This window comes from Stenotrophomonas maltophilia, assembly GCF_002799245.1.
GTDB lineage: Bacteria > Pseudomonadota > Gammaproteobacteria > Xanthomonadales > Xanthomonadaceae > Stenotrophomonas > Stenotrophomonas maltophilia_S.
On sequence record NZ_NEQV01000005.1, the window covers coordinates 270,369 to 295,376 of the forward strand.

19 protein-coding genes are annotated in these 25,008 nt (G+C 61.4%); 16 read left to right on the forward strand and 3 right to left on the reverse strand.

Features of this window, described 5'->3' with window-relative positions:
• Positions 1-28 precede the first annotated feature (28 nt).
• From B9Y64_RS16180 to B9Y64_RS16250, 15 genes are all read left to right on the forward strand, one after another.
• Complete coding sequence (locus B9Y64_RS16180) at positions 29-667, forward strand: YfgM family protein (RefSeq protein WP_100441577.1); 639 nt, start codon at positions 29-31, stop codon at positions 665-667.
• On the forward strand, positions 667-1,875 hold the full coding sequence (bamB, locus tag B9Y64_RS16185; RefSeq protein WP_100441578.1) for an outer membrane protein assembly factor BamB: 1,209 nt from the start codon (positions 667-669) through the stop codon (positions 1,873-1,875). Before B9Y64_RS16180 ends, bamB begins: the two co-directional genes overlap by 1 nt.
• Positions 1,876-1,892: 17 nt before the next feature.
• Entirely contained in the window at positions 1,893-3,290 is a 1,398-nt protein-coding gene (gene der / locus B9Y64_RS16190; protein WP_014036905.1) for a ribosome biogenesis GTPase Der, read from the forward strand.
• Positions 3,291-3,474: 184 nt separating this feature from the next.
• On the forward strand, positions 3,475-4,611 hold the full coding sequence (moeB, locus tag B9Y64_RS16195) for a molybdopterin-synthase adenylyltransferase MoeB (RefSeq protein ID WP_100441579.1): 1,137 nt from the start codon (positions 3,475-3,477) through the stop codon (positions 4,609-4,611).
• Between the two features lie 219 nt (positions 4,612-4,830).
• Entirely contained in the window at positions 4,831-6,663 is a 1,833-nt protein-coding gene (locus tag B9Y64_RS16200) for a monovalent cation:proton antiporter-2 (CPA2) family protein (protein ID WP_100441580.1), read from the forward strand.
• 190 nt (positions 6,664-6,853) lie between these two features.
• Positions 6,854-7,732 (forward strand): bifunctional methylenetetrahydrofolate dehydrogenase/methenyltetrahydrofolate cyclohydrolase FolD, encoded by an 879-nt coding sequence (gene folD / locus B9Y64_RS16205; RefSeq protein ID WP_014036908.1) that lies wholly within the window; start codon positions 6,854-6,856, stop codon positions 7,730-7,732.
• 375 nt (positions 7,733-8,107) lie between these two features.
• On the forward strand, positions 8,108-9,565 hold the full coding sequence (guaB, locus tag B9Y64_RS16210) for an IMP dehydrogenase (RefSeq protein WP_100441757.1): 1,458 nt from the start codon (positions 8,108-8,110) through the stop codon (positions 9,563-9,565).
• A gap of 107 nt (positions 9,566-9,672) precedes the next feature.
• Positions 9,673-10,149, forward strand: coding sequence for a hypothetical protein (locus tag B9Y64_RS16215; RefSeq protein ID WP_202909076.1), 477 nt, complete (start codon positions 9,673-9,675; stop codon positions 10,147-10,149).
• On the forward strand, positions 10,146-11,711 hold the full coding sequence (gene guaA, locus B9Y64_RS16220) for a glutamine-hydrolyzing GMP synthase (protein ID WP_005413109.1): 1,566 nt from the start codon (positions 10,146-10,148) through the stop codon (positions 11,709-11,711). Before B9Y64_RS16215 ends, guaA begins: the two co-directional genes overlap by 4 nt.
• A gap of 368 nt (positions 11,712-12,079) precedes the next feature.
• Complete coding sequence (locus tag B9Y64_RS16225; protein WP_238379920.1) at positions 12,080-12,982, forward strand: transcriptional regulator; 903 nt, start codon at positions 12,080-12,082, stop codon at positions 12,980-12,982.
• A gap of 71 nt (positions 12,983-13,053) precedes the next feature.
• Positions 13,054-16,038 carry a type I restriction endonuclease subunit R gene (locus B9Y64_RS16230; RefSeq protein WP_100441583.1) on the forward strand — a complete coding sequence of 995 codons (2,985 nt, stop codon included), beginning with the start codon at positions 13,054-13,056 and terminating at the stop codon, positions 16,036-16,038.
• Complete coding sequence (locus B9Y64_RS16235; protein WP_202909073.1) at positions 16,028-17,326, forward strand: restriction endonuclease subunit S; 1,299 nt, start codon at positions 16,028-16,030, stop codon at positions 17,324-17,326. Before B9Y64_RS16230 ends, B9Y64_RS16235 begins: the two co-directional genes overlap by 11 nt.
• Positions 17,323-18,453: an AAA family ATPase gene (locus tag B9Y64_RS16240; RefSeq protein WP_100441584.1), complete on the forward strand. Its 1,131-nt coding sequence runs from the start codon at positions 17,323-17,325 to the stop codon at positions 18,451-18,453. Before B9Y64_RS16235 ends, B9Y64_RS16240 begins: the two co-directional genes overlap by 4 nt.
• The gene (locus B9Y64_RS16245; RefSeq protein ID WP_100441585.1) at positions 18,450-20,057 is read left to right on the forward strand and encodes a type I restriction-modification system subunit M; all 1,608 of its coding nucleotides are present in this window, start codon (positions 18,450-18,452) and stop codon (positions 20,055-20,057) included. Before B9Y64_RS16240 ends, B9Y64_RS16245 begins: the two co-directional genes overlap by 4 nt.
• Positions 20,058-20,553: 496 nt before the next feature.
• Complete coding sequence (locus B9Y64_RS16250; protein WP_275539679.1) at positions 20,554-21,474, forward strand: restriction endonuclease; 921 nt, start codon at positions 20,554-20,556, stop codon at positions 21,472-21,474.
• A gap of 81 nt (positions 21,475-21,555) precedes the next feature.
• Here the strand turns inward: B9Y64_RS16250 and B9Y64_RS16255 are convergent, their stop codons facing one another.
• Positions 21,556-21,912, reverse strand: a complete 357-nt coding sequence (locus tag B9Y64_RS16255) for a hypothetical protein (RefSeq protein WP_100441587.1) — start codon at positions 21,910-21,912, stop codon at positions 21,556-21,558.
• Between the two features lie 554 nt (positions 21,913-22,466).
• Entirely contained in the window at positions 22,467-23,390 is a 924-nt protein-coding gene (locus tag B9Y64_RS16260; RefSeq protein ID WP_100441588.1) for a LysR family transcriptional regulator, read from the reverse strand.
• 96 nt (positions 23,391-23,486) lie between these two features.
• Here B9Y64_RS16260 and B9Y64_RS16265 point away from each other — a divergent pair, with 96 nt between their 5' ends.
• The gene (locus B9Y64_RS16265; protein ID WP_100441589.1) at positions 23,487-24,326 is read left to right on the forward strand and encodes a type 1 glutamine amidotransferase domain-containing protein; all 840 of its coding nucleotides are present in this window, start codon (positions 23,487-23,489) and stop codon (positions 24,324-24,326) included.
• A gap of 95 nt (positions 24,327-24,421) precedes the next feature.
• On the opposite strand, the gene B9Y64_RS16270 is transcribed toward B9Y64_RS16265, so the two are convergent.
• Entirely contained in the window at positions 24,422-24,997 is a 576-nt protein-coding gene (locus B9Y64_RS16270; protein WP_100441590.1) for a 5' nucleotidase, NT5C type, read from the reverse strand.
• Between the last annotated feature and the right edge of the window lie 11 nt (positions 24,998-25,008).

The following is a 25,008-nucleotide window of genomic DNA, read 5'->3' on the forward strand; positions in this document are numbered from 1 at the left end:
CCTCCCGATGGGCGGGGCGAGAGTACGCATGGCGATCGACGATCTGCTCGACGAGCACGAACAAAGTGAACGCGTCCGCAGCTGGCTGCGGAAGAATGGCGCCAGCATCCTCGGTGGCGTAGTCATCGCCATCGGTGCCATTGCCGGCTGGCAGTGGTACCAGAAGGATCAGGGCGGCAAGCTGGCCTCGGCCAATGTCGAGTACCAGAAGGCCCTGCAGGGCCTGCAGCAGAACAAGCTTGACGACGCCGCCAAGGCGGTCAAGGCGCTCGAAGCCGGCCCGTCCAGCATCTACGGCGACCTCGCGGCGCTGCAGCTGGCCAAGGCCCAGGTCGACGCCGGCAAGAACGAAGAGGCACTGGCGACCCTGCGCAATGTGAAGGTCGAAGGCGACCTGCAGCGCGTGGTCGACCAGCGTGTGGCCCGCCTGCTGGTGGCCACCGGCAAGAGCGACGAGGCGATCAAGCTGCTGGGCAGCGCCACCGACAGCAGCAGCCTGGAAATCCAGGGCGATGCGCTGATGGCGCAGGGCAAGCGTGACGACGCCCGTGCACAGTACGAGAAGGCGCTGAAGTCGCTGGACGTGGCAGCGCCGCAGCGGCGCCTGCTGGAAACCAAGGTTATGGACGCCGGCGGCACCGTCGCCGCCCCTGCGGAGTCGGTTTGATGAGTCAGAAGGTCATGATCACCCGCGTCGCCACCGTGCTCCTGATGGGCATGGCCCTGACCGGCTGCAGCACCATGAAGGGCTGGTTCGCTGGCAAGGACGCGGCCGCGAAGAAGGCACAGGAACCGGCTGAGCTGGTCAAGTTCGAGCCGACCCTGAAGGTCAGCAAGGCCTGGTCGGTCAACCTCGGCAAGGGCGAGCGCCGCATCGGCGTGCGCCAGGGCCCGGCGGTGGCCAACGGCCATGTGTTCGCTGCGGCGATCACCGGTGGCGTGCACGCCATCGACCTGCAGACCGGCAAGAAGGTCTGGACCTGGGAGCCGAAGAAGGAAAAGAAGAAGGCCAAGCTGCGCCTGTCCGGCGGCCCGGGTGTCGGTGAGAACCTGGTGGTGATCGGCACGCTGGATGGCCAGGTCATCGCCCTGGACATCAACGATGGCAGCGAGAAGTGGCGCGCCCGGGTTCCGGGTGAAGTCATCGCCGCGCCGGCCGTTGCCCAGGGCATGGTCTACGTGCGCAGCAACGACGGCCGTGTGACCGCTTTCGATGCCGGCAACGGCACCCAGAAGTGGTTCAACCCGAGCGAACTGCCGGCACTGACCGTGCGTGGCAACGCGCCGGTGGTGACCGGTCCGGGCGTGCTGTTCATCGGCAAGGACGAGGGCGCGGTTGCGGCCCTGGCCCAGCAGGATGGCCGCACGCTGTGGGAACAGAACCTCGGCAACGGCGAAGGCCGCACCGAGCTGGAGCGCATGGCTGACGTCGACGGCGCCCCGGTGCTGGAGGGCAACACCCTCTACGTGAGCAGCTTCAAGAACCAGACCATGGCCATCGAAGGCCCGACCGGTCGCCCGCTGTGGGCGCGCGACCATGGCGGTGCCGGTGGCGTGGCGGTGTCGTCGGGCAATGTGTTCGTCACCGACAACAAGGGCGGCGTGTTCGGCCTGGACAAGGCCAGCGGCGCCGCGATGTGGTCGCAGACCGCGCTGGCCCGTCGTCTGCTGACCGGCCCGGCGCTGCATGGCGACTACGTGGTGGTCGGCGACTACAAGGGATACGTGCACTGGCTGCAGGCGTCCGATGGTGCGATGGCGGCACGGGCAAAAAGTGGCGGTGACGCCCTGCTGGCCCAACCGGTCGTCGTAGACGGGGTGCTGCTGGTGCAGAACGTTGATGGCAAGCTGACCGCCTTCCGGTTGGCAAATTAAAAATTGGAGTAATCGCGATGCTGCCTTTGGTCGCCCTGGTTGGACGGCCGAATGTCGGCAAGTCGACTATTTTCAATGCGCTTACGCGCACCCGTGACGCCCTGGTCCATGACCAGCCCGGCGTCACCCGCGACCGCAACTACGGCGTCTGTCGTCTGGACGAGGACAATCATTTCCTCGTCGTCGACACCGGCGGCATCGCGGAAGAGGAAGAGGGTCTGGCAGGGGCTACCACCCGCCAGGCCCGCGCCGCTGCGGCCGAAGCCGACCTGATCCTGTTCGTGGTCGACGCCCGTGAGGGGACGTCGGCAATGGATGACGAGATCCTGGCCTGGCTGCGCAAGCTGTCGCGCCCGACGCTGCTGCTGATCAACAAGATCGACGGCACCGACGAGGACACCGTGCGTTCGGAGTTCGCCCGATACGGCTTCGGCGAAATGCTGACCGTCTCGGCTGCGCATCGCCAGGGCCTGGACGACCTGCTGGACGAAGTGATCCAGCGCTTGCCGGAAGAAGGCAGCGGCGAAGAGCTGGACAACGATCCGAACCGCATCCGCATCGCCTTCGTCGGCCGCCCCAACGTGGGCAAGTCGACCCTGGTCAACCGCATCCTCGGCGAGGAGCGCATGATCGCCTCCGACGTGCCGGGCACCACCCGCGACTCGATCGCGGTGGACCTGGAGCGTGATGGCCGCGAATACCGCCTGATCGACACCGCCGGCCTGCGCCGTCGTTCGCGCGTGGACGAGGTCGTCGAGAAGTTCTCGGTGGTCAAGACCATGCAGTCGATCGAGCAGTGCCAGGTGGCCGTGCTGATGCTCGACGCCACCGAAGGCGTGACCGACCAGGACGCCACCGTGCTCGGTGCCGTGCTCGACGCCGGCCGCGCGCTGGTGATCGCCATCAACAAGTGGGATGGCCTGACCGAGTACCAGCGTGAGCAGGCCGAAACCATGCTGTCGCTGAAGCTGGGCTTCGTGCCGTGGGCTGAATCGGTGCGCATCTCGGCCAAGCATGGCTCGGGCCTGCGCGAGCTGTTCCGTGCGGTGCACCGTGCGCACGAATCGGCGAACAAGACCTTCACCACCAGCGAAGTGAACAAGGCGCTGGAAGTGGCCTACGAGACCAACCCGCCGCCGACCATCCGCGGCCATGTCTCCAAGCTGCGCTACGTGCACCCGGCCGGCGCCAACCCGCCGACCTTCATCGTGCACGGCACGCGCCTGAAGGAACTGCAGGAGTCGTACAAGCGCTACCTGGAGAACTTCTTCCGCAAGCGCTTCAAGCTGATCGGCACGCCGGTGAGCTTCATCTTCCGCGAGGGCACCAACCCGTACGAGGGCAAGAAGAATGTCCTCACCGAGCGGCAGGTCAAGGCCAAGCGGCGCTTGATGAAGCACGTCAAGGGCAAGTGATGCAGAAAAAGGCGGCCTGAGGGCCGCCTTTTTTGTTGCCGGGCGCATACCTGTAGAGCCGAGCCCATGCTCGGCTGCTGTTCGCGTATTGCCACCGACGCGTTGCGCGCGTCAGCCGAGCATGGGCTCGGCTCTACAGATTCTGGTCAAGGCGGGCCGACGCCACGTGCGCGATAATGCCGCCATGAGCATCCGAGAGCTTTCCCCCGCACAGGCCCACGAGCGTCTTGCCCACGGCGCCGTGCTGATTGACGTGCGCGAGGCGCACGAACGGGCTGGCGGCATGGCCGAGGGCGCGCGCGGCGTGGCCAAGGGCGAGCTGCAGGCCGACCCGGCCGCGCATCTGCCGCGGCACGACCAGGAGATCCTGCTGATCTGCCAGAGCGGCAAGCGCTCGGCCGATGCCGCGCAGTTCCTGCTGGAGGCCGGCTACACCCACGTCGCTTCCGTGACGGGCGGTACCGTAGCCTGGCGCGAGCAGTCGCTGCCGCTGGTGCAGCCGCTGGCCAGCGCCGCCGACCGCGATTTCTTTGATCGCTACTCGCGGCACCTGCTGCTGCCGCAGGTGGGCGAAGCCGGCCAGCGCCGGCTGCAGCAGTCGCGCGTGCTGGTGCTGGGCGCGGGCGGGCTGGGTGCGCCGGCCGGCTTCTACCTGGCCGCGGCCGGGGTAGGGCATCTGCGTTTTGCCGACCACGACCGGGTGGAGCGCAGCAACCTGCACCGGCAGATCGTGCATACCGAGGCCAGCGTCGGCCAGCTCAAGGTCGATTCGGCGCGTGAGCGCCTGCTGGCGTTGAACCCGTCGATCGAGGTCGAGGCAGTGCCCGAGCGGGTGACGTCCGGGAACGTGGATGCGCTGCTGGAGGGCGTGGACGTGGTGCTGGACGGCTCGGACAACTTCCCGCTGCGCTACCTGCTCAACGACGCCTGCATCAAGCACGCCAAGCCGCTGGTGTATGCCGCCATCGAGCGCTTTGATGGCCAGGTAAGCGTGTTTGACGCCGGCCGCCAGCGCGGCGTGGCGCCGTGCTACCGCTGCCTGTTCCCGGAGCCGCCGCCGCCGGAGTTCGCGCCGAACTGTTCCGAGGCCGGCGTGCTGGGGGTGCTGCCGGGGCTGGCGGGGGTGCTGCAGGCCACCGAGGTACTGAAGCTGCTGCTGGGCATCGGTGAGCCGCTGGTGGGGCGCCTGCTGCGCTTCGATGCGCTGGGCATGCGCTTCCGCGAGACCGGCATCCGGCCCGACCCGCATTGCCCGGTGTGCGCGCCGGGTGTGCCGTTCCCGGGGTATATCGATTACGCCGCGTTCTGCCGGGGTGGGTAAGTCCGACCCGGGGATTCATCCACGCATGGCGTGGATCTACCGAAGCATCAGTAGATCCACGCCATGCGTGGATGGATGTATCGGGTTTCGGGATGAGGCCGGGGGTCATTCCCGACATCGTTCCACCTCCAAGACAATCCGACGCAACATGCGTGCTATTGCCGTCATCGGCATTGCTCTATTGTTGAACCCGATTCTGGATCTTGGGGAAAACACCGCATGGCGGTAGAAGCAGCGACCAGCGAGCTGGTCAAGGTCGTGGCCCTGTTGGGCGCGGCGGTGGTGATGGTGCCTTTGTTCCGCCGGGCCGGCCTGGGCTCGGTGCTGGGCTACTTCGCCGCCGGCCTGGCGATCGGACCGTTCGGGCTGGGCTGGTTCTCGGATCCGCAGGCGATCCTGCATACCGCCGAGCTGGGCGTGGTGATGTTCCTGTTCGTGATCGGCCTGGAAATGCGGCCCTCGCACCTGTGGAGCCTGCGCAAGGAAATCTTCGGGCTGGGCACGCTGCAGATCGTCACCTGCGCGCTGGTGCTGACCAGCATCGCCAAACTGTTCGGCCTGCCGTGGCAGGTCGCCTTCATCGGCGCCACCGGCTTCGTGCTCACCTCCACCGCGGTGGTGATGCAGCTGCTGGCCGAGCGTGGCGACATCGCGCTGCCGTCGGGGCAGAAGATCGTCTCGATCCTGCTGTTCGAAGACCTGCTGATCGTGCCGTTGCTGGCGCTGGTGGCGTGGATGGGCCCGAGCGCGGGCAGCGCCGATGGCGAGGGTTCGCGCTGGCTGTCGGTGGCGATCGGCGTGGGCGCCATCGTCGGCCTGGTGCTGGTCGGCCGCTTCCTGCTCAATCCGCTGTTCCGGGTGCTGGCCGAATCGAAGGCGCGCGAGGTGATGACCGCCGCCGCATTGCTGGTGGTGCTGGGTGCGGCGCTGCTGATGCAGTTGTCCGGCCTGTCGATGGCGATGGGCGCGTTCCTGGCCGGCGTGCTGCTGAGCGAGTCGACCTTCCGCCACCAGATCGAGGCGGACATCGAGCCGTTCCGCGGCATCCTGCTGGGCCTGTTCTTCCTCAGCGTGGGCATGGCGCTGGACCTGGGCGTGGTGGCCGGCAACTGGCAGCTGATCCTCGGCCTGGTGCTGGCGTTGATGGCGGCCAAGGCGCTGTGCATCTACGTGGTGGCGCGCATCATGGGCAGCGACCACGCACAGGCGCTGGACCGTGGCGTGCTGATGGCGCAGGGCGGCGAGTTCGCCTTCGTGCTGTTCTCTGCTGCCGCGTCGGCCGGTGTGATCAACCTGGAGATCAATGCCAACTTCACCGCCGTGGTGGTGCTGTCGATGGCGCTGACCCCGCTGGTGGTGCTGGTCTACAAGCGCATCGCCCCGAAGCCGACGGTGAACATGGACGGCGTGGACGAGGCCGATGGCCTGTCCGGCAGCGTGCTGCTGATCGGCTTCGGCCGCTTCGGCCAGGTCGCCAGCCAGTCGTTGCTGGCGCGCGACGTGGACGTGACCATCATCGACAACGATGTGGAGATGATCCAGAGCGCGGCGCGCTTCGGCTTCAAGATCTACTACGGTGATGGCACCCGCCTGGACGTGCTGCATGCCTCGGGCGCGGCCACCGCACGTGCGATCGCGGTGTGCGTGGACAAGGCCGAAGCGGCTGACCGCATCGTCGAACTGGTGGCGCACGAGTTCCCGCAGGCCAAGCTGATGGTGCGCTCGTTCGACCGCGAGCATTCGCTGCGGCTGATCCATGCCGGTGTCGATTTCCAGATCCGCGAGACCTTTGAATCGGCGGTGCTGTTCGGCCAGGCCGCGCTGGTGGAGCTGGGCGCGGATGAGGACGACGCGGTGGAGATTGCCGCCGAGATCCGCCGCCGCGATGCCGAGCGCTTCGAGCTGGAGATTGCCGGTGGTGGTCTGAATGCCGGCGCGCGGATGATCTACGGCAACAGCCCGCAGGGCGTGCCGACGCCGACGCCGTTCACCGCGCCGAAGCGCGAGAGCAAGACGCTCAATCCGCAGGATGTGCCGGAAGAGGAAGAATGATGTTTGCGGGCCGGATCCCTTTCCAGCGGAAAGGGCTCTGACCCGCTACGCCGTGCTGGGGGTCGTGTTGGGGGTCAGAGCCCTTTGCCTCCGGCAAAGGGATCCGACCCCGTCAGGATTCGATCCCGCGGTGGGCGAGGGGGCCTGAATCGGGGACAATAGCGTCCCCGCCGCCCCACGCCTGCCTCCGATGACCGATTCCGCCCCCCAGCTTCCTGCCCGCATCCTCGATGGCCGCCGCATCGCCGAGGACCTGCTCGACAGCCTGAAGGTGCGCGTCGACGCCCGCGTGGCCGCCGGTGGCAGCCGCCCGGGCCTGGCCGTGGTGCTGGTCGGTGGCGACCCGGCCTCGACCGTGTACGTGCGCAACAAGCGCCGTGCCGCCGAGAAGGTCGGCATCGAAGCACATGACTACGACCTGCCGGCCGGGACCACCGAGGCCGAGCTGCTCGACCTGATCGACCAGCTGAATGCCGACCCGAAGATCAACGGCATCCTGATCCAGCTGCCGCTGCCGGGCATCCCCGACGCGCGCCGCCTGATCCAGCGCATCGACCCGCGCAAGGACGTGGACGGCTTCCACCCGGAAAACGTCGGCCATCTGGCCCTGCGCGAGTTCGGCCTGCGCCCGTGCACGCCGCGCGGCATCACCACCCTGCTGGGCCATACCGATCAGCCGGTGCGTGGCCGCAACGCCACCATCGTCGGCGTGAGCAACCACGTCGGCCGCCCGATGGGCCTGGAGCTGCTGATTGCCGGCTGCACGGTGACCAGCTGCCACAAGTTCACCCCCAAGGACGTGCTGGAACAGGCGGTGCGCAACGCCGACATCCTGGTGGTGGCGGTGGGCCGCCCGGGCATCGTGCCGGGCGAGTGGGTGAAGCCGGGCGCGGTGGTGATCGATGTGGGCATCAACCGCTTGGACGACGGCCGCCTGGTGGGCGACGTCGGGTTCGAGGCCGCTGCCCAGCGGGCGAGCTGGATCACCCCGGTGCCGGGTGGCGTGGGCCCGATGACCGTGGCCACGCTGATGCAGAACACCCTGGAAGCGGCGGAAGCGCTGAGCTGACCTTTTGGGTGGGTGCCGGCCGTTGGTCGGCACAGCCGGGGCAGGCCGATGACCCGCTCCTGGTAGGTGCCCACCTTGGTGGGCACGATCCGTCCGGCGCCTGGACCCCAGATGGGGTGAAGGCCTCTCCCTGTTTGTGCCAACCAAGGTTGGCACCTACCAAAGCGGTAGCCGTGCCTTGGACCTCCTGTAGAGCCGAGCCCATGCTCGGCTCACCGCGGTCTGGCGGAAAGCAGCCGAGCATGGGCTCGGCTCTACAGGTGAGCGGGTGCGACACTGTGTCGCGCGGAATTCCAATTCTGGCCACCCAAAATGCTGTTCTTGGCTCCTGAAAAGGGGTAAAATGTCGCGCTTCCCCACATCTCGGGTATGCCGATGCTGCGCATCCAGGCTGAAGCACTCACTTACGACGACGTCTCGCTCGTCCCCGCCCACTCGACCATCCTGCCCAAGGACGTCAACCTCGAAACGCGGTTGACTCGCGACCTGAAGCTGAAGCTTCCGATCCTGTCCGCAGCCATGGATACCGTCACCGAAGCCCGCCTGGCCATCGCCATGGCCCAGCTCGGCGGCATGGGCATCATCCACAAGAATCTCAGCCTGGAACAGCAGGCCGCGGAAGTGGCCAAGGTCAAGAAGTTCGAGGCCGGTGTCATCCGCGACCCGATCACCGTCGGCCCGGAAACCACCATCCGCGACGTGCTGGCCCTGACCCAGGCGCACAACATCTCCGGCGTGCCGGTGGTGGGCAGCGACGGCCAGCTGGCCGGCATCGTGACCCACCGCGACATGCGCTTCGAGACCGAGCTGGACGACCCGGTCCGCCACATCATGACCAAGAAGGATCGCCTGATCACGGTCAAGGAAGGCGCCGCGTCTGACGAAGTGCTGCATCTGCTGCACCGCAACCGCATCGAAAAGGTGCTGGTGGTCAATGACTCGTTCGAACTGCGTGGCCTGATCACCGTCAAGGACATCCAGAAGAACACCGACTTCCCGAACGCTGCCAAGGATCTGTCGACCCGCCTGCTGGTCGGCGCTGCCGTCGGCGTGGGTGGCGATACCGATCGCCGCGTGGAAGCGCTGGTCGCCGCCGGCGTGGACGTGATCGTGGTCGATACCGCGCACGGCCACTCGCAGGGCGTGCTGGACCGCGTCAGCTGGGTCAAGAAGAACTTCCCGCAGGTCCAGGTCATCGGCGGCAACATCTGCACCGGCGAAGCCGCACTGGCGCTGCTGGACAGCGGCGCGGACGCAGTCAAGGTCGGCATCGGCCCGGGCTCGATCTGCACCACCCGCGTGGTTGCTGGCGTGGGCGTGCCGCAGGTGACCGCGATCGACCTGGTGGCCGAAGCGCTGCAGGACCGCATCCCGCTGATCGCCGACGGCGGCATCCGCTACTCGGGCGATATCGGCAAGGCGCTGGCCGCCGGTGCCTCGACCATCATGGTTGGTGGCCTGCTGGCCGGTACCGAGGAGTCGCCGGGCGAGACCGAGCTGTACCAGGGCCGTTCGTACAAGAGCTACCGCGGCATGGGTTCGCTGGCTGCCATGGAGAAGGGGTCGAAGGACCGCTACTTCCAGGACGCCGCCACCGCCGACAAGCTGGTGCCGGAAGGCATCGAAGGCCGCGTGCCGTACCGCGGCCCGGTGGGCGGCATCATCCACCAGCTGATGGGCGGCCTGCGCGCCACCATGGGCTACGTGGGCTGCGCCACCATCGAGGACATGCGCAGCAAGCCCAAGTTCGTGAAGATCAGCGGCGCCGGCCAGCGTGAGAGCCACGTCCACGACGTGACCATCACCAAAGAGCCGCCGAACTACCGCGCCTGATGCGCTTGCGAACTGCTCTTGCGATTACGGGCAGCCTGCTGATGGCAGGCTGTTCGTTGTCCGAACCGCCGCCGCGCTCCGGGTCTCCGGGCGCGGCGGTTTCGCAATTGCAGGACGTGCAGGCGTGCCAGAACGCGTTCTCGCTGCCGAAGGGCTGGCAGGTGCAGGCCGCTGGCGAGCAGCGCTGGCTGCTGAAAGGCACCGGCGAGCGCCCGCTGCAGGTCACGCTGCAATGCATTACCGAGCTGCTGCACGGGCCGGATGATCCGGTGCTGATGCCGGTACTGGGCGCGCTGGAGCCCGCAAGAATGAGCGTGCGCTGGGTGTCCTGGGGCGCTGCGGAGCCCGGCTTCTCGATGACGGCGCTGCAACGGCGCATCGCGCCCGGCACCGAAGTGCAGGAAATTGCCGAACTGCCGCGCGCCGACCGCTCCAACCCCAACGCACCGCATGGCCTGCTGATGCTGCGCTGGGACGAGGAAGACACCTCACATATTCAACAACGCGAGGCGTTCATCGCCACGCTGACGCAGAGCCTTGAAGCGCCGGGCGCTGTGAAAAACACCACTGGAACGGCACCATGACCAACATCCATAACGACAAGATCCTCATCCTCGATTTCGGCGCGCAGTACACGCAGCTGATCGCCCGCCGCATCCGCGAGCTGGGCGTCTACTGCGAAATCTGGGCGTGGGACCACAACCCGGCCGAGATCGCGGCGTTCGGCGCCAAGGGCATCATCCTGTCCGGTGGCCCGGAATCGACCACGCTGCCGGGTGCGCCGGCCGCGCCGCAGGAAGTGTTCGACAGCGGCCTGCCGATCTTCGGCATCTGCTACGGCATGCAGACCCTGGCCGCGCAGCTGGGCGGTGCCACCGAAGCGGCGGACCAGCGCGAATTCGGCCACGCCGAAGTGAACGTGATCAACCCCGATGCACTGTTCAAGGGCCTGAGCGACCACGGCGGCGAGCCGAAGCTGAATGTCTGGATGAGCCACGGCGACCACGTCTCCGTTGCACCGCCGGGCTTCACCATCACCGCCACCACCGACCGCATTCCGGTGGCCGCCATGGCCAACGAAGAAAAGCGCTGGTACGGCGTGCAGTTCCACCCGGAAGTGACCCACACCCTGCAGGGCCAGGCGCTGCTGCGCCGCTTCGTGGTGGACGTGTGCGGCTGCCAGACCCTGTGGACCGCCGCCAACATCATCGACGACCAGATCGCCCGCGTGCGCGAGCAGGTGGGCGATGACGAAGTGATCCTGGGCCTGTCCGGCGGCGTCGATTCGTCCGTGGTGGCTGCGCTGCTGCACAAGGCTATCGGCGAAAAGCTGACCTGCGTGTTCGTGGATACCGGCCTGCTGCGCTGGCAGGAAGGCGACCAGGTGATGGCGATGTTCGCCGAGCACATGGGCGTGAAGGTCGTTCGCGTGAATGCCGCCGACCGTTACTTCGCCGCGCTGGAAGGCGTGAGCGACCCGGAAGCCAAGCGCAAGATCATCGGCAACCTGTTCGTTGAGATCTTCGACGAAGAATCGAACAAGCTGAAGAACGCCAAGTGGCTGGCGCAGGGCACCATCTACCCGGACGTGATCGAGTCGGCCGGCAGCAAGACCGGCAAGGCGCATGTGATCAAGAGCCACCACAACGTGGGCGGCCTGCCGGAGCACATGAAGCTGGGCCTGGTGGAGCCGCTGCGCGAGCTGTTCAAGGACGAAGTGCGCCGCTTGGGCGTGGAGCTGGGCCTGCCGCGCACCATGGTCTACCGCCATCCGTTCCCGGGCCCGGGCCTGGGCGTGCGTATCCTGGGCGAAGTGAAGCGCGAATACGCCGAACTGCTGGCCAAGGCCGATGCGATCTTCATTGATGAACTGCGCAAGGCGGACCTGTACGACAAGACCAGCCAGGCGTTTGCCGTGTTCCTGCCGGTGAAGTCGGTGGGCGTGGTGGGCGATGCGCGCGCTTATGAGTGGGTGATTGCGCTGCGGGCGGTGGAGACGATTGATTTCATGACGGCGCATTGGGCGCATCTGCCGTATGAGTTCCTGGGGACGGTGAGCAACCGGATCATCAATGAGTTGCGGGGGGTGTCGAGGGTGGTTTATGACATCTCGGGGAAGCCGCCGGCTACTATTGAGTGGGAGTGAGTTGGAAGAGCGAGGGCGCCGAGAGGCGCCCTTGTTGTTCTACTATGACTCCAGCAGTGCATTCCGCTTGGCTACGCCAAGTCTAGGTGCGGCTGGTCTGTCAATCGGTAGGGCGGGCGCGATACAGGCTGGTGCCTTCCGAAACTTGATCCGGCTTCCCCTTGCGTGGCTTCGATGTGGCCCTTGGGAACGGCTCGCCAAGGAGTCATCATGGCAAAGATCAAGCCCACCAAGCATGCTGGGAATGAGTCGCTTGAAGGGAATTCTACTGCATAATGTCATCATCTTGATGATGTTAGTTGTCTAAAAATGGATAGCCCTCAAGCTAGCAACTGTCTTTCGATTGCTCTTCTAAGATGAGACCACCGGTGAATCAACCCCGGCGCGTCGAGAGCTTGAGCCACGCCCAGCGCGAGCGGCTGGCCTATATCGACTTCCGGCTCTATTTCTTCGGTGAGATTGGTCGCGCAGACCTGATTGAGCGCTTCAGCGTGGCTCCGGCCGGGGCCACACGCGACTTAGCTCTGTACCGGGAAATCGCGTCGCAGAACATCATCTTCGATGGCAGCAACAAGATCTATCGCATCGGGCAGGTGTTCGCCCCGCTGTTCGACCACACATCTCAGCGTGTTCTGTCAGCGCTGGCTCTAGGCTTCGGCGATGGTGTGAACGGCGCAGCGCAGCCACTGCTGCCGTGCGAGTCGCCCTCGGCACTGAGCAGCCCGAGGATGGAGGTGCTGGCACCGGTCTGCCGGGCGATCCACGCCAGGCGGCCAGTCGCCATTCGCTATCACTCGTTGAGCAGAGGTAAGTCCGAGCGGGTTATCGTTCCCTTTGCGCTCGTGGACACCGGACTGCGCTGGCACGTCCGGGCTTTTGATAGAAAGAGCAGGAGGTTTCGGGACTTTGTCATCACGCGGATCGAAGCTCCGACCTTGCTTGATGAGGAGCCGCAGGCCAACGAATGTCCGGACAACGATATCCAGTGGACGCGCGTCGTCGAGCTGGACTTCGTGCCACACCCTCGACTTGAGCGACCCAAGATTATCAAGATGGACTACGGGATGACCGACGGCTCGATCCGGATGCGTGTGCGCGCCGCCGTCGCGGGCTACATGCTGCTGCGCTGGAGCGTGGACTGCTCGCCCGACCATCGTCTCAAGGAAGAACAGTACCGCTTGTGGCTCAGAGATCCGCTGGCGCTGTACGGCGTTGAGAACGCAAAGCTCGCGCCGGGCTATCAATCCAGCGGCGAGGATGGCAAAGGATAGAACGCGATGACACAGACCGATTCGAGCAAAAGACAGATCTCTGCTGATCTCACAATTTGGAGGCTTGGCTCATGACAACAACAGAAAACCAGATCGAGCAGAATCTGATCTCCAAGCTGGAAGATCTCAAATACACGTCACGCCCTGACATCCGCGACCGCGCTGCCCTGGAACAGAATTTTCGCCAGCACTTCGAGGCGCTCAACCGCGTTCGTCTAACCGATGGCGAATTCACCCGTCTGCTGGAATCCATCGTCACTCCGGATGTCTTTGCTGCTGCCAAGCACCTGCGCGAGCACAACAGCTTCATGCGCGACGACGGCACGCCGCTCTACTACACACTCGTCAACATCAAGGACTGGTGTAAGAACAACTTCGAGGTGGTCAACCAGCTGCGCATCAGTACCGACTACAGCCACCGCCGTTATGACGTGATCTTGTTGATCAATGGTGTGCCTGTAGTACAGATCGAACTGAAAACGCTGGCCATCAGCCCTCGCCGGGCAATGCAGCAGATCGTCGACTACAAGAACGACCCTGGTAATGGCTACACGAAGACCTTGTTGTGCTTCTTGCAATTGTTCATCGTCAGCAATCGTTCGGACACTTGGTATTTCGCCAACAACAACAGTCGTCACTTCAGCTTCAATGCCGATGAGCGCTTCCTGCCGCTTTATCAATTTGCGGCAGAAGACAACAGCAAAATCACACACCTGGACAGCTTTGCAGACGCCTTCCTTGCCAAATGTACGCTGGGGCAGATGATCAGCCGCTATATGGTGCTGGTGGCCAGCGAGCACAAGCTGCTGATGATGCGTCCGTATCAGATCTATGCGGTCAAGGCGATTGTCGAGTGCATTCACCAGCGCTGCGGCAATGGGTATATCTGGCACACCACGGGCAGCGGCAAAACGCTGACCTCGTTCAAGGCATCCACGCTGCTGAAAGACAACCCGGACATCGACAAATGCCTGTTCGTGGTCGACCGCAAAGACCTCGACCGGCAGACACGGGAAGAATTCAACAAATTTCAAGAGGATTGCGTCGAGGAGAACACCAACACCGAAACGCTGGTGCGCCGTCTGCTTTCTGATGATTACGCCGACAAGGTGATTGTCACCACCATTCAGAAGCTAGGCTTGGCGCTGGATGGTGGCTCCAAGAAAAACTACAAAGAGCGACTGGAGCCGCTGCGCAGCCAGCGCATGGTGTTTATCTTCGATGAATGCCATCGCTCGCAATTTGGCGAGAACCACAAAGCTATCAAGGAGTTCTTTCCCAACGCGCAGCTGTTTGGTTTTACCGGCACCCCCATCTTTGAAGACAACGCCAGCTATCAGCAAATCGAGGGGCAGCAGGCCACCTTCAAGACCACGGCGGACATCTTTCAACAGCAACTGCATGCCTACACCATCACCCACGCTATCGAAGATCGCAATGTCCTGCGCTTCCACGTGGACTACTACAAACCGGACAAAAAGCTCGGCGGCAAGAAGGGGCCCAAACCCGGCGAGCCACTGGCCAAGCGCGCCATCGTCGAGGCCATTCTCACTAAGCACGATGCCGCTACCAATGGGCGCAAGTTCAACGCTGTGTTGGCCACTGCCAGCATCAACGACGCCATCGAGTACCATGCGTTGTTCAAGACTCTGCAGGCTGAGAAGCTGGCAGATGGCTCAGGCTTCCAGTCTCTGAACATTGCCTGCGTATTTTCCCCGCCCGCCGAGGGCAATAAAGACGTACAGCAGATTCAGGAAGACCTGCTACAGGAAAAAGCTGACAATGAAGAAGCGCCGGACGAAAAAAAAGCCGCGCTGAAAGCCATTATTGCCGACTATAACGCCCAATACGGCGGTAACTTTCAGCTCGGTGAGTTCGATCTCTATTATCAGGACGTGCAAAAGCGCATCAAGGATCAGCAATGGCCCAATGCCGATCTGCCGCACGCGCAGAAGATCGACATCACTATCGTGGTGGATATGCTGCTCACCGGTTTCGACTCCAAATACCTGAACACGCTATACGTGGACAAAAGTCTCAAGTTTCACGGTTTGATTCAGGCGTTTTCACGCACTAACCGTGTGCTGAACGACACCAAGCCTTACGGCAACATTCTTGACTTTCGTCAACAGCAGGATGCAGTCGATACCGCTATTGGCCTGTTCTCCGGCCAAGCCAGCAAGCCCGCCAAGGAAATCTGGCTGGTGGACAAGGCTCCAGTGGTCATCGAAAAACTGCAAACTGCCGTGCAAGCCTTAGACACGTTCATGCAATCTCAAGGGCTGGAAAACAAGCCCGAAGCGGTCGCCAATCTCAAGGGCGATGCTGCGCGCGCGCAGTTTATCAATCTATTCAAAGAGGTGCAGCGCCTCAACACTCAGCTTGACCAGTACACCGACCTGACGCCAGACAACAAGACGAGCATTGAGAAGATCCTGCCAAAAGATCAGTTGCAGGGCTTCAAGGGTATGTACATCGACACGGCCCAGCGTATGAAGGAAAAGCAAGACATCGGCGGCAACAAGACCGATCCGACGGTGCAGCAGCTCGATTTTGAGTTTGTGCTATTTGCCAGCAGCATCATCGACTACGACTACATCATGGAGTTGATTGCGCGCTACTCAAGCCAGACGCCTGGCAAGCAGAAGATGAGCCGCGAGCAGTTGATTGGCGTGATTCAGGCCGATGCCAAGTTTATCGATGAGCGTGACGATATCGCCGAGTACATCAGCACGCTGGAAGTAGGTAAGGCGCTAGATGAGAAGGCCATCCGCGCCGGGTTTGACAGCTTCAAGGCCGAGAAGCATGCGAAAGTTCTTGCTGACGTTGCTGTCAAGCACTCGTTGAATGCCGCTGATCTGCAAGCGTTTGTGGAAACTACCTTGCGCCGCATGGTGTTCGATGGTGACCAGTTGAGCGAGCTGTTCACCCCGCTAGGACTGGGCTGGAAGGCGCGCACCAAGGCGGAATTGGCCTTGATGGAAGGCTTAATTCCGCTATTTAAGAAGCTCGCCCAAGGGCGGGAGATTTCAGGGCTGGGTGCATATGAACAGTAAAGAGGAAGGCATGCAAATGCAGCCAGAAAAGGGAAAAAGTTGCGCGCCCAAGCTGCGGTTCCCCAAGTTTGTGGATGCAGTGGAGTGGAAACTCGTCCCGCTAAACAAGCTGGCGAAACGTTGCGCCCAGAAAAATCGGGGTGGCGCAATAACGCGAGTCCTAACGAACTCAGCGGAATACGGCGTAGTTGATCAACGCGATTACTTTGACAGGGATATCGCCACGCAAGGAAACTTGGAAAGTTACTACGTTGTAGCGAAGGGTGACTACGTATACAATCCTAGAATATCTGCGCGTGCGCCAGTGGGGCCAATTTCAAAGAATAATGTCGCAACCGGCGTTATGTCGCCCTTGTACTCCGTATTTAGGTTTGGCGAGGTTAATAATGACTTCTACGCCTATTATTTTAAAACCACGGGTTGGCATCAATATATGCGCCAGGCATCCAGTACCGGGGCTCGGCACGACAGAATGGCCATTTCAAATGATGATTTCATGGCCATGCCTCTTCCTGTATCAACGCCGGAAGAGCAACAGAACATTGCTGACTGCATCGCCTCGCTCGATGAGTGCCTCACCCTGGAATCGAAAAAGCTCGGTGAGCTAAAGGCTCATAAGAATGGATTGATGCAGCGACTTTTTCCCATCTACGGCGAAACACTGCCGGAGCTGCGATTCCCCGAATTTGTTGGTGCGGGTGAGTGGAAAAAAATGCAGCTTGAAGATATTGCCACCTTCCATAAAGGAAAAGGCATTGCAAAGGTCGACATTGATCCTAACGGGGCAAGGCAATGCATTCGCTACGGCGAGCTTTATACGTCCTATGGTGAAGTTATTGATGAGGTTGTTTCAAGAACAAATGTTCAATCCGCTGAGTCATTTCTAAGTCGCCGTAACGACGTTCTGATTCCGTCGTCAGGCGAGACCAAGCAGGACATCGCAAAGGCATCCTGCGTGCTGGTTGACGATGTTGCTTTAGGTGGGGATTTAAATGTTCTTAGATCAACCGAGGACGGCATTTTCTTGAGTTATTTGCTGAATGGTTCCTGCAGTAGGGAGATTGCAAGAATTGCGCAGGGTGACGCTGTTGTTCATTTGTACGCGAGCCAGTTGAAGCTGCTTACTGTTGCAATTCCAGAATTGAAGGAGCAAAAGAAAATCGCTGATTGCCTTGTTTCCTTTGACAATCTGATCGCCAGCCAGGCGCAAAAGATCACTGCGCTCAAGTGCCATAAGATCGCACTAATGCAGAAGATTTTTCCAGCGGTGAGTGAGGTGCATGAATGAGCGCCACCTTAGCCAGCATGAATGATCTGGCCACGCATCTGCGTACTGAGTTGGATGAGAAGAAGTTTGTACTGCTCTACGCCTACAACGGCACCGGAAAGACCCGGCTGTCGATGGCATTCAAGGACATCGGCAAGCAAGGCGAAGGAGAGGACGCTATGCGTGACACGCTCTACTTCAACGCGTTTACCGAGGATTTATTTACTTGGGACAATGACTTGGAAGGCGACAGCGCACGCGCGCTAAAGATGAACGCGACCTCCCGTTTCTTTGCGGGGCTGGATGCCCTGGAGATGGAAAACCGCATTCGCCCCTTCCTCCATCGGTATGCCGATTTTGATTTCACCATCGACTACAGCGATTGGTCGATCCACTTCTCGCGCGATATTCAAGTGGGTGAGACCACGCGGACCATTGACAATATCAAGGTGTCGCGCGGCGAGGAGAGCCTGTTTATCTGGTGCTTCTTTCTGGCCATCGTTCAACTTGCAATGGATGGTGCGGAAGCCTATCAGTGGGTCAAGTATATCTACATCGATGATCCAATTACCTCGCTGGATGAGCATAATGCAATTGCAGTGGGGAATCACTTGGCTCAGTTCCTGAAGCGAAAAGATCACGCCATAAGAACGGTTATTTCATCGCATCACACTCTTTTTTTTAACGTGCTTTGGAATGAGTTGCGGGAAATTGACCGTAAGAAGTTTGCGCCCCATTTTCTGTCTCACACCCGCAAGACTGGCCAGTATCACCTTTCTTACACCGGTGACACGCCTTTCTTTCATCACCTGACGCTGTTGCAGGAAATTTGGCGAGCAAATGAAGTAGGCGAAATTTACACGCACCACTTTAACGCCTTGCGCAGCCTTCTGGAAAAATCATCCATCTTCCACGGTCACAAGAAATTCACCGTATGCATCAAACAGCAGGATGACGACCCGGACGACACCATGTACGGGAGGCTCGTCAACATTCTGAGTCACGGTAATTACTCGTTTTATGATCCCGTGGAAATGCTGCCGGAAAACAAGGCGCACTTCGAAAAGATACTGGCAGACTTTCTGGAATTTTATCCCTTCAACCCGGAACTGATGCCCGCTACGCAAGAACAGGAAGCTACACCATGACCGAACAAGACCAAAAGCAACTGGGCACCACCTTGTGGGGGATTGCCGACTCCTTGCGCGGGGCAATGAATGCGGACGACTTCCGCGATTACATGCTCTCCTTCCTGTTCCTGCGCTATCTGTCCGACAATTACGAGGCGGCGGCACAGAAGGAACTTGGATCTGATTATCCGAAGTTGAGCGAGGATGATCGTCGTGCACCGTTATCCGTGTGGTATGCGCAAAACTCGGAGGATTTAGCGGAATTTGAAAAGCAGATGCGCCGCAAGGTGCATTACGTAATTCAACCCGCCTACTTGTGGAGCAGCATTGCCGAGATGGCGCGCACGCAAGACGGTGAGCTGCTGCGCACCCTGCAAAAAGGCTTTGATTACATCGAGAACGAATCCTTCGCCAGCACCTTCAGCGGCCTGTTTTCGGAGATCGACCTGAATTCGGAAAAGCTGGGCAAAGGCTACACCGCGCAGAACGCTAAGCTTTGCACGGTGATCAAGGCGATTGCCGATGGATTGGAGAAATTCTCGACCGACAAGGACACGCTGGGCGATGCGTATGAATACCTGATCGGTCAGTTTGCAGCGGGTAGTGGTAAGAAGGCCGGCGAGTTTTATACGCCGCAGCAGATCTCCAGCATCCTCTCGGGAATTGTCACGTTGGACAGTCAGGAACCCGCCACCGGCCAAAGGAAGCATCTGGAAAGCGTGTTCGACTTGGCCTGTGGTTCTGGTTCTCTTTTGCTAAACGTGCGCCACCGTATGGGGCCGCACGGTATCGGCAAAATCGTTGGTCAAGAAAAGAACATTACCACCTACAACTTGGCGCGCATGAACATGCTGCTGCACGGGGTGAAGGATTCTGAGTTCGAGATCTATCACGGGGATACGCTCACAAACGAATGGGATGCGTTGCGGGAAATGAACCCGGCCAAGCAGCCAAGGTTTGATGCGGTGGTCGCGAACCCGCCGTTTAGCTACCGCTGGGAGCAGACCGAGGCGCTTGGTGAGGATATGCGCTTCAAGAATTACGGTCTGGCTCCAAAGTCAGCTGCGGATTTCGCTTTCTTGCTGCACGGCTTCCACTACCTGAAGCAAGACGGCGTGATGGCCATCATCCTGCCTCACGGCGTGCTTTTCCGTGGTGGTGCAGAGGAGCGCATTCGTACCAAACTGCTGAGGGATGGCCATATCGATACGGTGATCGGCCTGCCCGCCAATTTGTTTTTCTCCACCGGCATTCCAGTGTGCATTCTTGTGCTTAAGAAGTGCAAAAAGCCCGATGACGTGCTGTTCATCAACGCGGCCAAACACTTTGAACCTGGCAAGCGGCAAAACCGACTGCTACCCGAGCACATCGACAAGATTCTCGATACATACCAGCACCGCCGCGAAGAGGACCGCTACTCGATGCGCGTGTCGATGGAGCGTATCGAGAAGGAAGGCTATAACCTGAACATCTCGCGCTACGTGAGCACGACGGAGGCCGAGGAGGAGGTCGACCTCACTGCGGTGAATTCGGAGCTGGTTTCGCTGGAAGAGAAGATCAAGGTAGCCACCAAGCGGCACAACGAGTTCCTTAAGGAACTTGGATTGCCAACGCTGCCCTAACGAGCCCTCGCTGAATTAGCAGGGAGCAAGTTGAACGGCGTTTAATCTGGGACGGTGGTCACGGCCTGCGTGGAAGATCGCCCTGAAGAAGAATTAAGTGTGGGGCGAATCTGCTCCGTGGACCATGCTGTCCCAGGTTCGCCATTCGCTCATCTCTAGCGCCTTCGACCGGGCTTCCAGCTTCGGGCCAGCGAGCTTGGGCTTAAGTTCGGTTTTTACACTGTGACAGCCAATGTCGTGTCTAGCCGTCTATCCTGATCTCATCGCCATAGCCGCGACCGTTGTCCGATACCGTGCACCCTCAAGGCGCGAGCGTAGTGAACCATTCGTTTCCTGCTTAGGTGCTACTTTTTCCGAGGGAGACATCGATGATGATCCCAGATGCGGCCTATACCACTTCATTAGACGCATGACCTGAGAAAAATATGGTGGGTCATTACATGTTTCGGAATGAGTCTATAGTTGCCACAAACTACGCGACGCGAAGGCGAATTTGATGATTCCAACTTACGACAAGTTCATTGATCCGGTGTTGCGCTTCCTCGAGGGACATCTTGGAGGCGTTCCTGCTGCCGCGGCATATGATGCTGCGGCCAGAGTCTTGGGGCTGACTGAGGAGCAGAAGCTCCGGGTGTTGGATAGCGGTGCGCAGGTCTACAAGAATCGTGCTGCTTGGGCGCATGATCGGCTGAAGCGCGCGGGCCTTTCGTCTAGCCCGAGGCGCGGCATCTGGCAGTTGACGGAGGCCGGGAGAAGTTACGTTGGCGATCATCCGTTCCCGCTGGACGATGAGGAGGTTGGGAGAATTGCAAATGGCTACCTCGCGGTTAAGCTTCGATCTTCGGTAGATGCTGCAGTGCTGGATGCTCCTGACTCCACTGAGTTAGCTCATGGATCGCCCGTTTTGAGCCCCGATGATCGACTTGATAGTGCGCTTTCTGAGCTGAAGTCGGCGACAGCGGTGGAGCTTCTGGACTGCCTGCTGCGTGTTTCTCCTGGGCGGTTTGAAATCATCGTTCTTGATATCCTGCATCGATTGGGATACGGGACGAGTCGCTCAGATTTACTACGCGTAGGCGGAGCTGGAGATGGTGGAATTGACGGCGTGATCTCGCTGGATAAGCTCGGGTTGGACAAAGTCTACGTGCAAGCGAAGCGCTGGAAGAGTACGGTTGGCAGGCCCGAGCTTCAAGCTTTCTATGGGGCGCTCGCCGGACAGAAGGCCAAACGCGGAGTTTTCATAACCACGTCTGGCTTCACGCCTCAGGCTGTTGACTTTGTTGGCTCTGTTGAGGGCATTGTGATCGTCGATGGAGATCGATTGGTTGGTCTCATGATCGACAATGAGGTAGGTGTGAGCTCGCGTATTCTTCGGGTCCCGTCCGTGGATAGCGATTATTTCGACGAAGATGCTTGATTTGCATTCAGGGGACGCTTTCGAGGAAACAGACGCGAGTCCTGTTTGGGCTGGTTTCAGGCCTTGTGAGCGGATGCCGCCTCACTCCGGCCTAACCTCCCGGCAAGCCCACTCAACCAACCCCCGGCAAGCCAGAAACAGCCCATCCACCACCCCCTCATCCAAATGCCTCTCCGGCTCCGCTGCCACGCGGCAGCGGTCCGCCGCGTGCAATAGCTCCAACACCGTCAGCGCCCCGACCAACGCGCGCTCGGTTCTCGCCAGGCTCACGCGGCGGCCGGGGGATAGATCGGTTTCCGGCCACGGCTGCCCATCCGCCCCCTCGCAACCGCGCATGCGCTTGAGGATGCCGAGCAGGAAGCTCAGGTCGGGCAGGGGAGTGTCGTCGTTGATAGGCTCAACAACGGTGTACCAGGAGAAGGTGTCGGATTCGTTCATGGCGTCGGTTTCCTTGGCTGTGCTTAACAGCGCCACCGCCTGAGCGGGGTGGCGGACGATGCGTGGCTGCAAACCGGTTGATGCAGCGCAATAGGCCGGTGAGTCCGAAGACTCCCACGCACCGCCCGCCATAAAGGCCGACGGATTGCCCGCCGGCACCGGTTAAGGACGGTGCCGACGGGCAAGCGTAAACAACTTGCGCGTGCATCAAACGGGTTTGCAGACCCGCTGCCACCCTTTTTCGGTGGCGCGCCATGGTGTTTACGCCGCCGCTTCAAATGCTAATAGAAGTTTGCGAAGGAATCGCGAAATTCGAGAGCGAAGAACTATTGTGGCACGCGCCATTCATGCGGCACGCGTCATCACCAGACGTATTTGCTCAGCTTGTCTGTCGATTGCGATTCGCAATGACGCAACCGCCCGCGCTACAAGCGAATAGCGCGATGCCATTCTTTGCAACAGTTCCTCGTCAGCACCGGGTGGCAAAGGCGCCCGATCAGCCACACCCCCCAAAAACCGGTTCAAACCCGACACCGCCAGCAAGCAAGGCGGCCTCAACCAGCACCATCCCCAACCACCGCTGCATTCCCCACCAACAACTCAATCATCGCCCTTGCCGCCGCCGACTGCCGCCGATGCGGCGCATAGATCACCGAGAACGGTCGCGATCGTCCTCGCAACTGCGGCAGCACCTCCACCAGCTCCCCACGCATCAACCGCTCACGCACGATGAACTCATAACTCTGGCAGATGCCGATGCCCTGTTCGGCCAGCGACACCACACCCAGCACATCGTCGGAGGTCTCGATGGACGAGCGCGGCAGCCAGTCCACATCCCGGCCACCATCCCGGAACACCCACGGCGCCAGCCGCCCGGTACGCGGCATCACGAACGGCAGGCACAGGTGCTGCTGCAGGTCGTCCAGCGTCTGCGGTGTGCCGCGGCGTTGCAGGTAGTCCGGCGCGGCCACCAGCAGCAGTGGGGCATCTTCCAGCGTGCGTGCCACCAGCCCGCTCTCCGGCAGCTGGCCCAGGCGGATGGCAAGGTCGAAGCCTTCGGCCACCAGGTCCACGTTGCGGTTGGTGATGTTCAGTTCCACCTGCACCTGCGGGTGCTGCTGCGCAAAGCGCGCCAGCACGGGCGGCAGCCGGTAGTGGCCATAGGTGGTCGGCACGCTCAGGCGCACGCGGCCGGCCAGCGCACCGTCCTGGGCCAGTACGTCGCGCTCGGCGTCGTCCAGCAGGCCGAAGGCGGTGCGCACCTGTTCGCGATAGAGCCGCCCGGCGTCGGTCAGGCCCACGCGGCGGGTGGTCCGCTGCAGCAGCTGCCGGCCCAGCCGCGCTTCCAGGCGGGTGACCGCACGGCTCAGCACCGAGGGCGTGGTGGACAGCGCCACCGCGCCGGCCGTGAACGAGCCGTGCTCGACCACCGCCAGGAACACCTCCACATCGCCCAGGTAGTCGAACTTGCGGCTCATTTAGCTCTCCGGGGAACAGGTGTTTTGCGATGGGGCCAATTTATCGCCGCTAGGGCGATGAATAAAGTGGCGTCCATTCCCCGATAGGAGCTCCCCATGAACCTGATGACCCGGCTGGCCACCGCACTGGCCCTCACCCTGGCCGCGACCGGCGCGCATGCCGCCAACGTGCTGGTGGTGCTGTCCGACGAAAACCATCTGGACCTGAAGGACGGCAAGGTGCTGTCCACCGGCTTCTATCTCAACGAGCTGATGCAGCCGGTCAAGCTGCTGCTGGACGCAGGCCACGAGGTGACCTTCGCAACGCCGCAGGGGCGGGCGCCGACGGTGGATGCGTCCTCGGTGGCGCAGGCCTACTTCGGTAACGATGCCGCGCAGCTGAAGCTGCACAAGGACCTGCTGGAGAAGCTGGCGCTGACCTCGCCGACGGCGTCGCCGGTGGTCAGCCTGGCGCGCGTCGAGCAGCAGGGCTACGCGCACTTCGACGCGGTCTACATCCCGGGCGGCCACGCGCCGATGCAGGACCTGCTGAAGAGCCCGGCGCTGGGCCGCTTGCTGGCCGACTTCCACCAGCACAACAAGACCACCGCGCTGGTCTGCCACGGGCCAATCGCGCTGCTGTCCACGCTGCCGGATGCGGATGGTTTCGTGGCGACGCTGGAAGCCGGTGCGATGCCGGCCACGCCGAAGTGGATCTACAGCGGCTACCAGATGACGGTGATCAGCAACCAGGAAGAAGAGCAGGCCAAGCCGCTGCTGGGCGGCGGCGAGATGAAGTTCTACCCGCAGACTGCGCTGCAGCGGGCGGGTGCGCGCTTCAGCAGCAACGCCACGCCGTGGACCGGGCATGTGGTGGTGGACCGCGAGTTGATTACCGGGCAGAACCCGGCTTCGGCGCTGGAGGTGGGGCAGCGGTTGGTGGAGCGGTTGAAGTAGGGCGGGGCCTACAAGTTGGCTGTCAGCCGTGAGGGCCGAGGGGCCAGCTCCTCGGCCTGTCTATGGAAATGTCAACGTGGTCGTTACAGGAGGAATCAGCCCGCCATGAGCGCTGTGCCTGACAGATCTTCTATTTCGGAAAGCGCGTGACGCGTCACGGCCCAGTCGCCGGAGTGCTTGATCGCGACTCCTCCCGCCGCTGTCCAGGCATCACAGTTTGCTTTGAAATCATCGATCAGAACATCGCCCGGTTGGTGCATGAAAAGAGGCTTGTGCCTGCCGCCAAGCACAGGCAACACCAGGCAGGTTGCTGACAAGTGTTCGCGAACCCACTGTCGCTTCTGCACGGCAGCGAGCGGATAGTTCGATTTCGGGCAGGCAGTAAGAATCACCGGGTTCAAGTGGTGGATGCTGTGGAAGAACTCCACTGCACCGTGCATCGGCGGGAGGTCGCGGAAGAACGACGGATGGTTGTTGATGTGCGTCCACATCTCATCGTCGGCAAGCAATCGATGGTCCACGCCAAACAGGGCGGGAAATGCCGCGTCGAAGTCGGCCATTACACCATCAAGATCTACGTAGATTGTGCGTCTGGATGCACTCGATCCGCCCGTGTGTTTCTTCACGAGGGGGGCCATCACCTGTATCGACTTCAAATCATCAGAGTTCATTACAGCGTTCT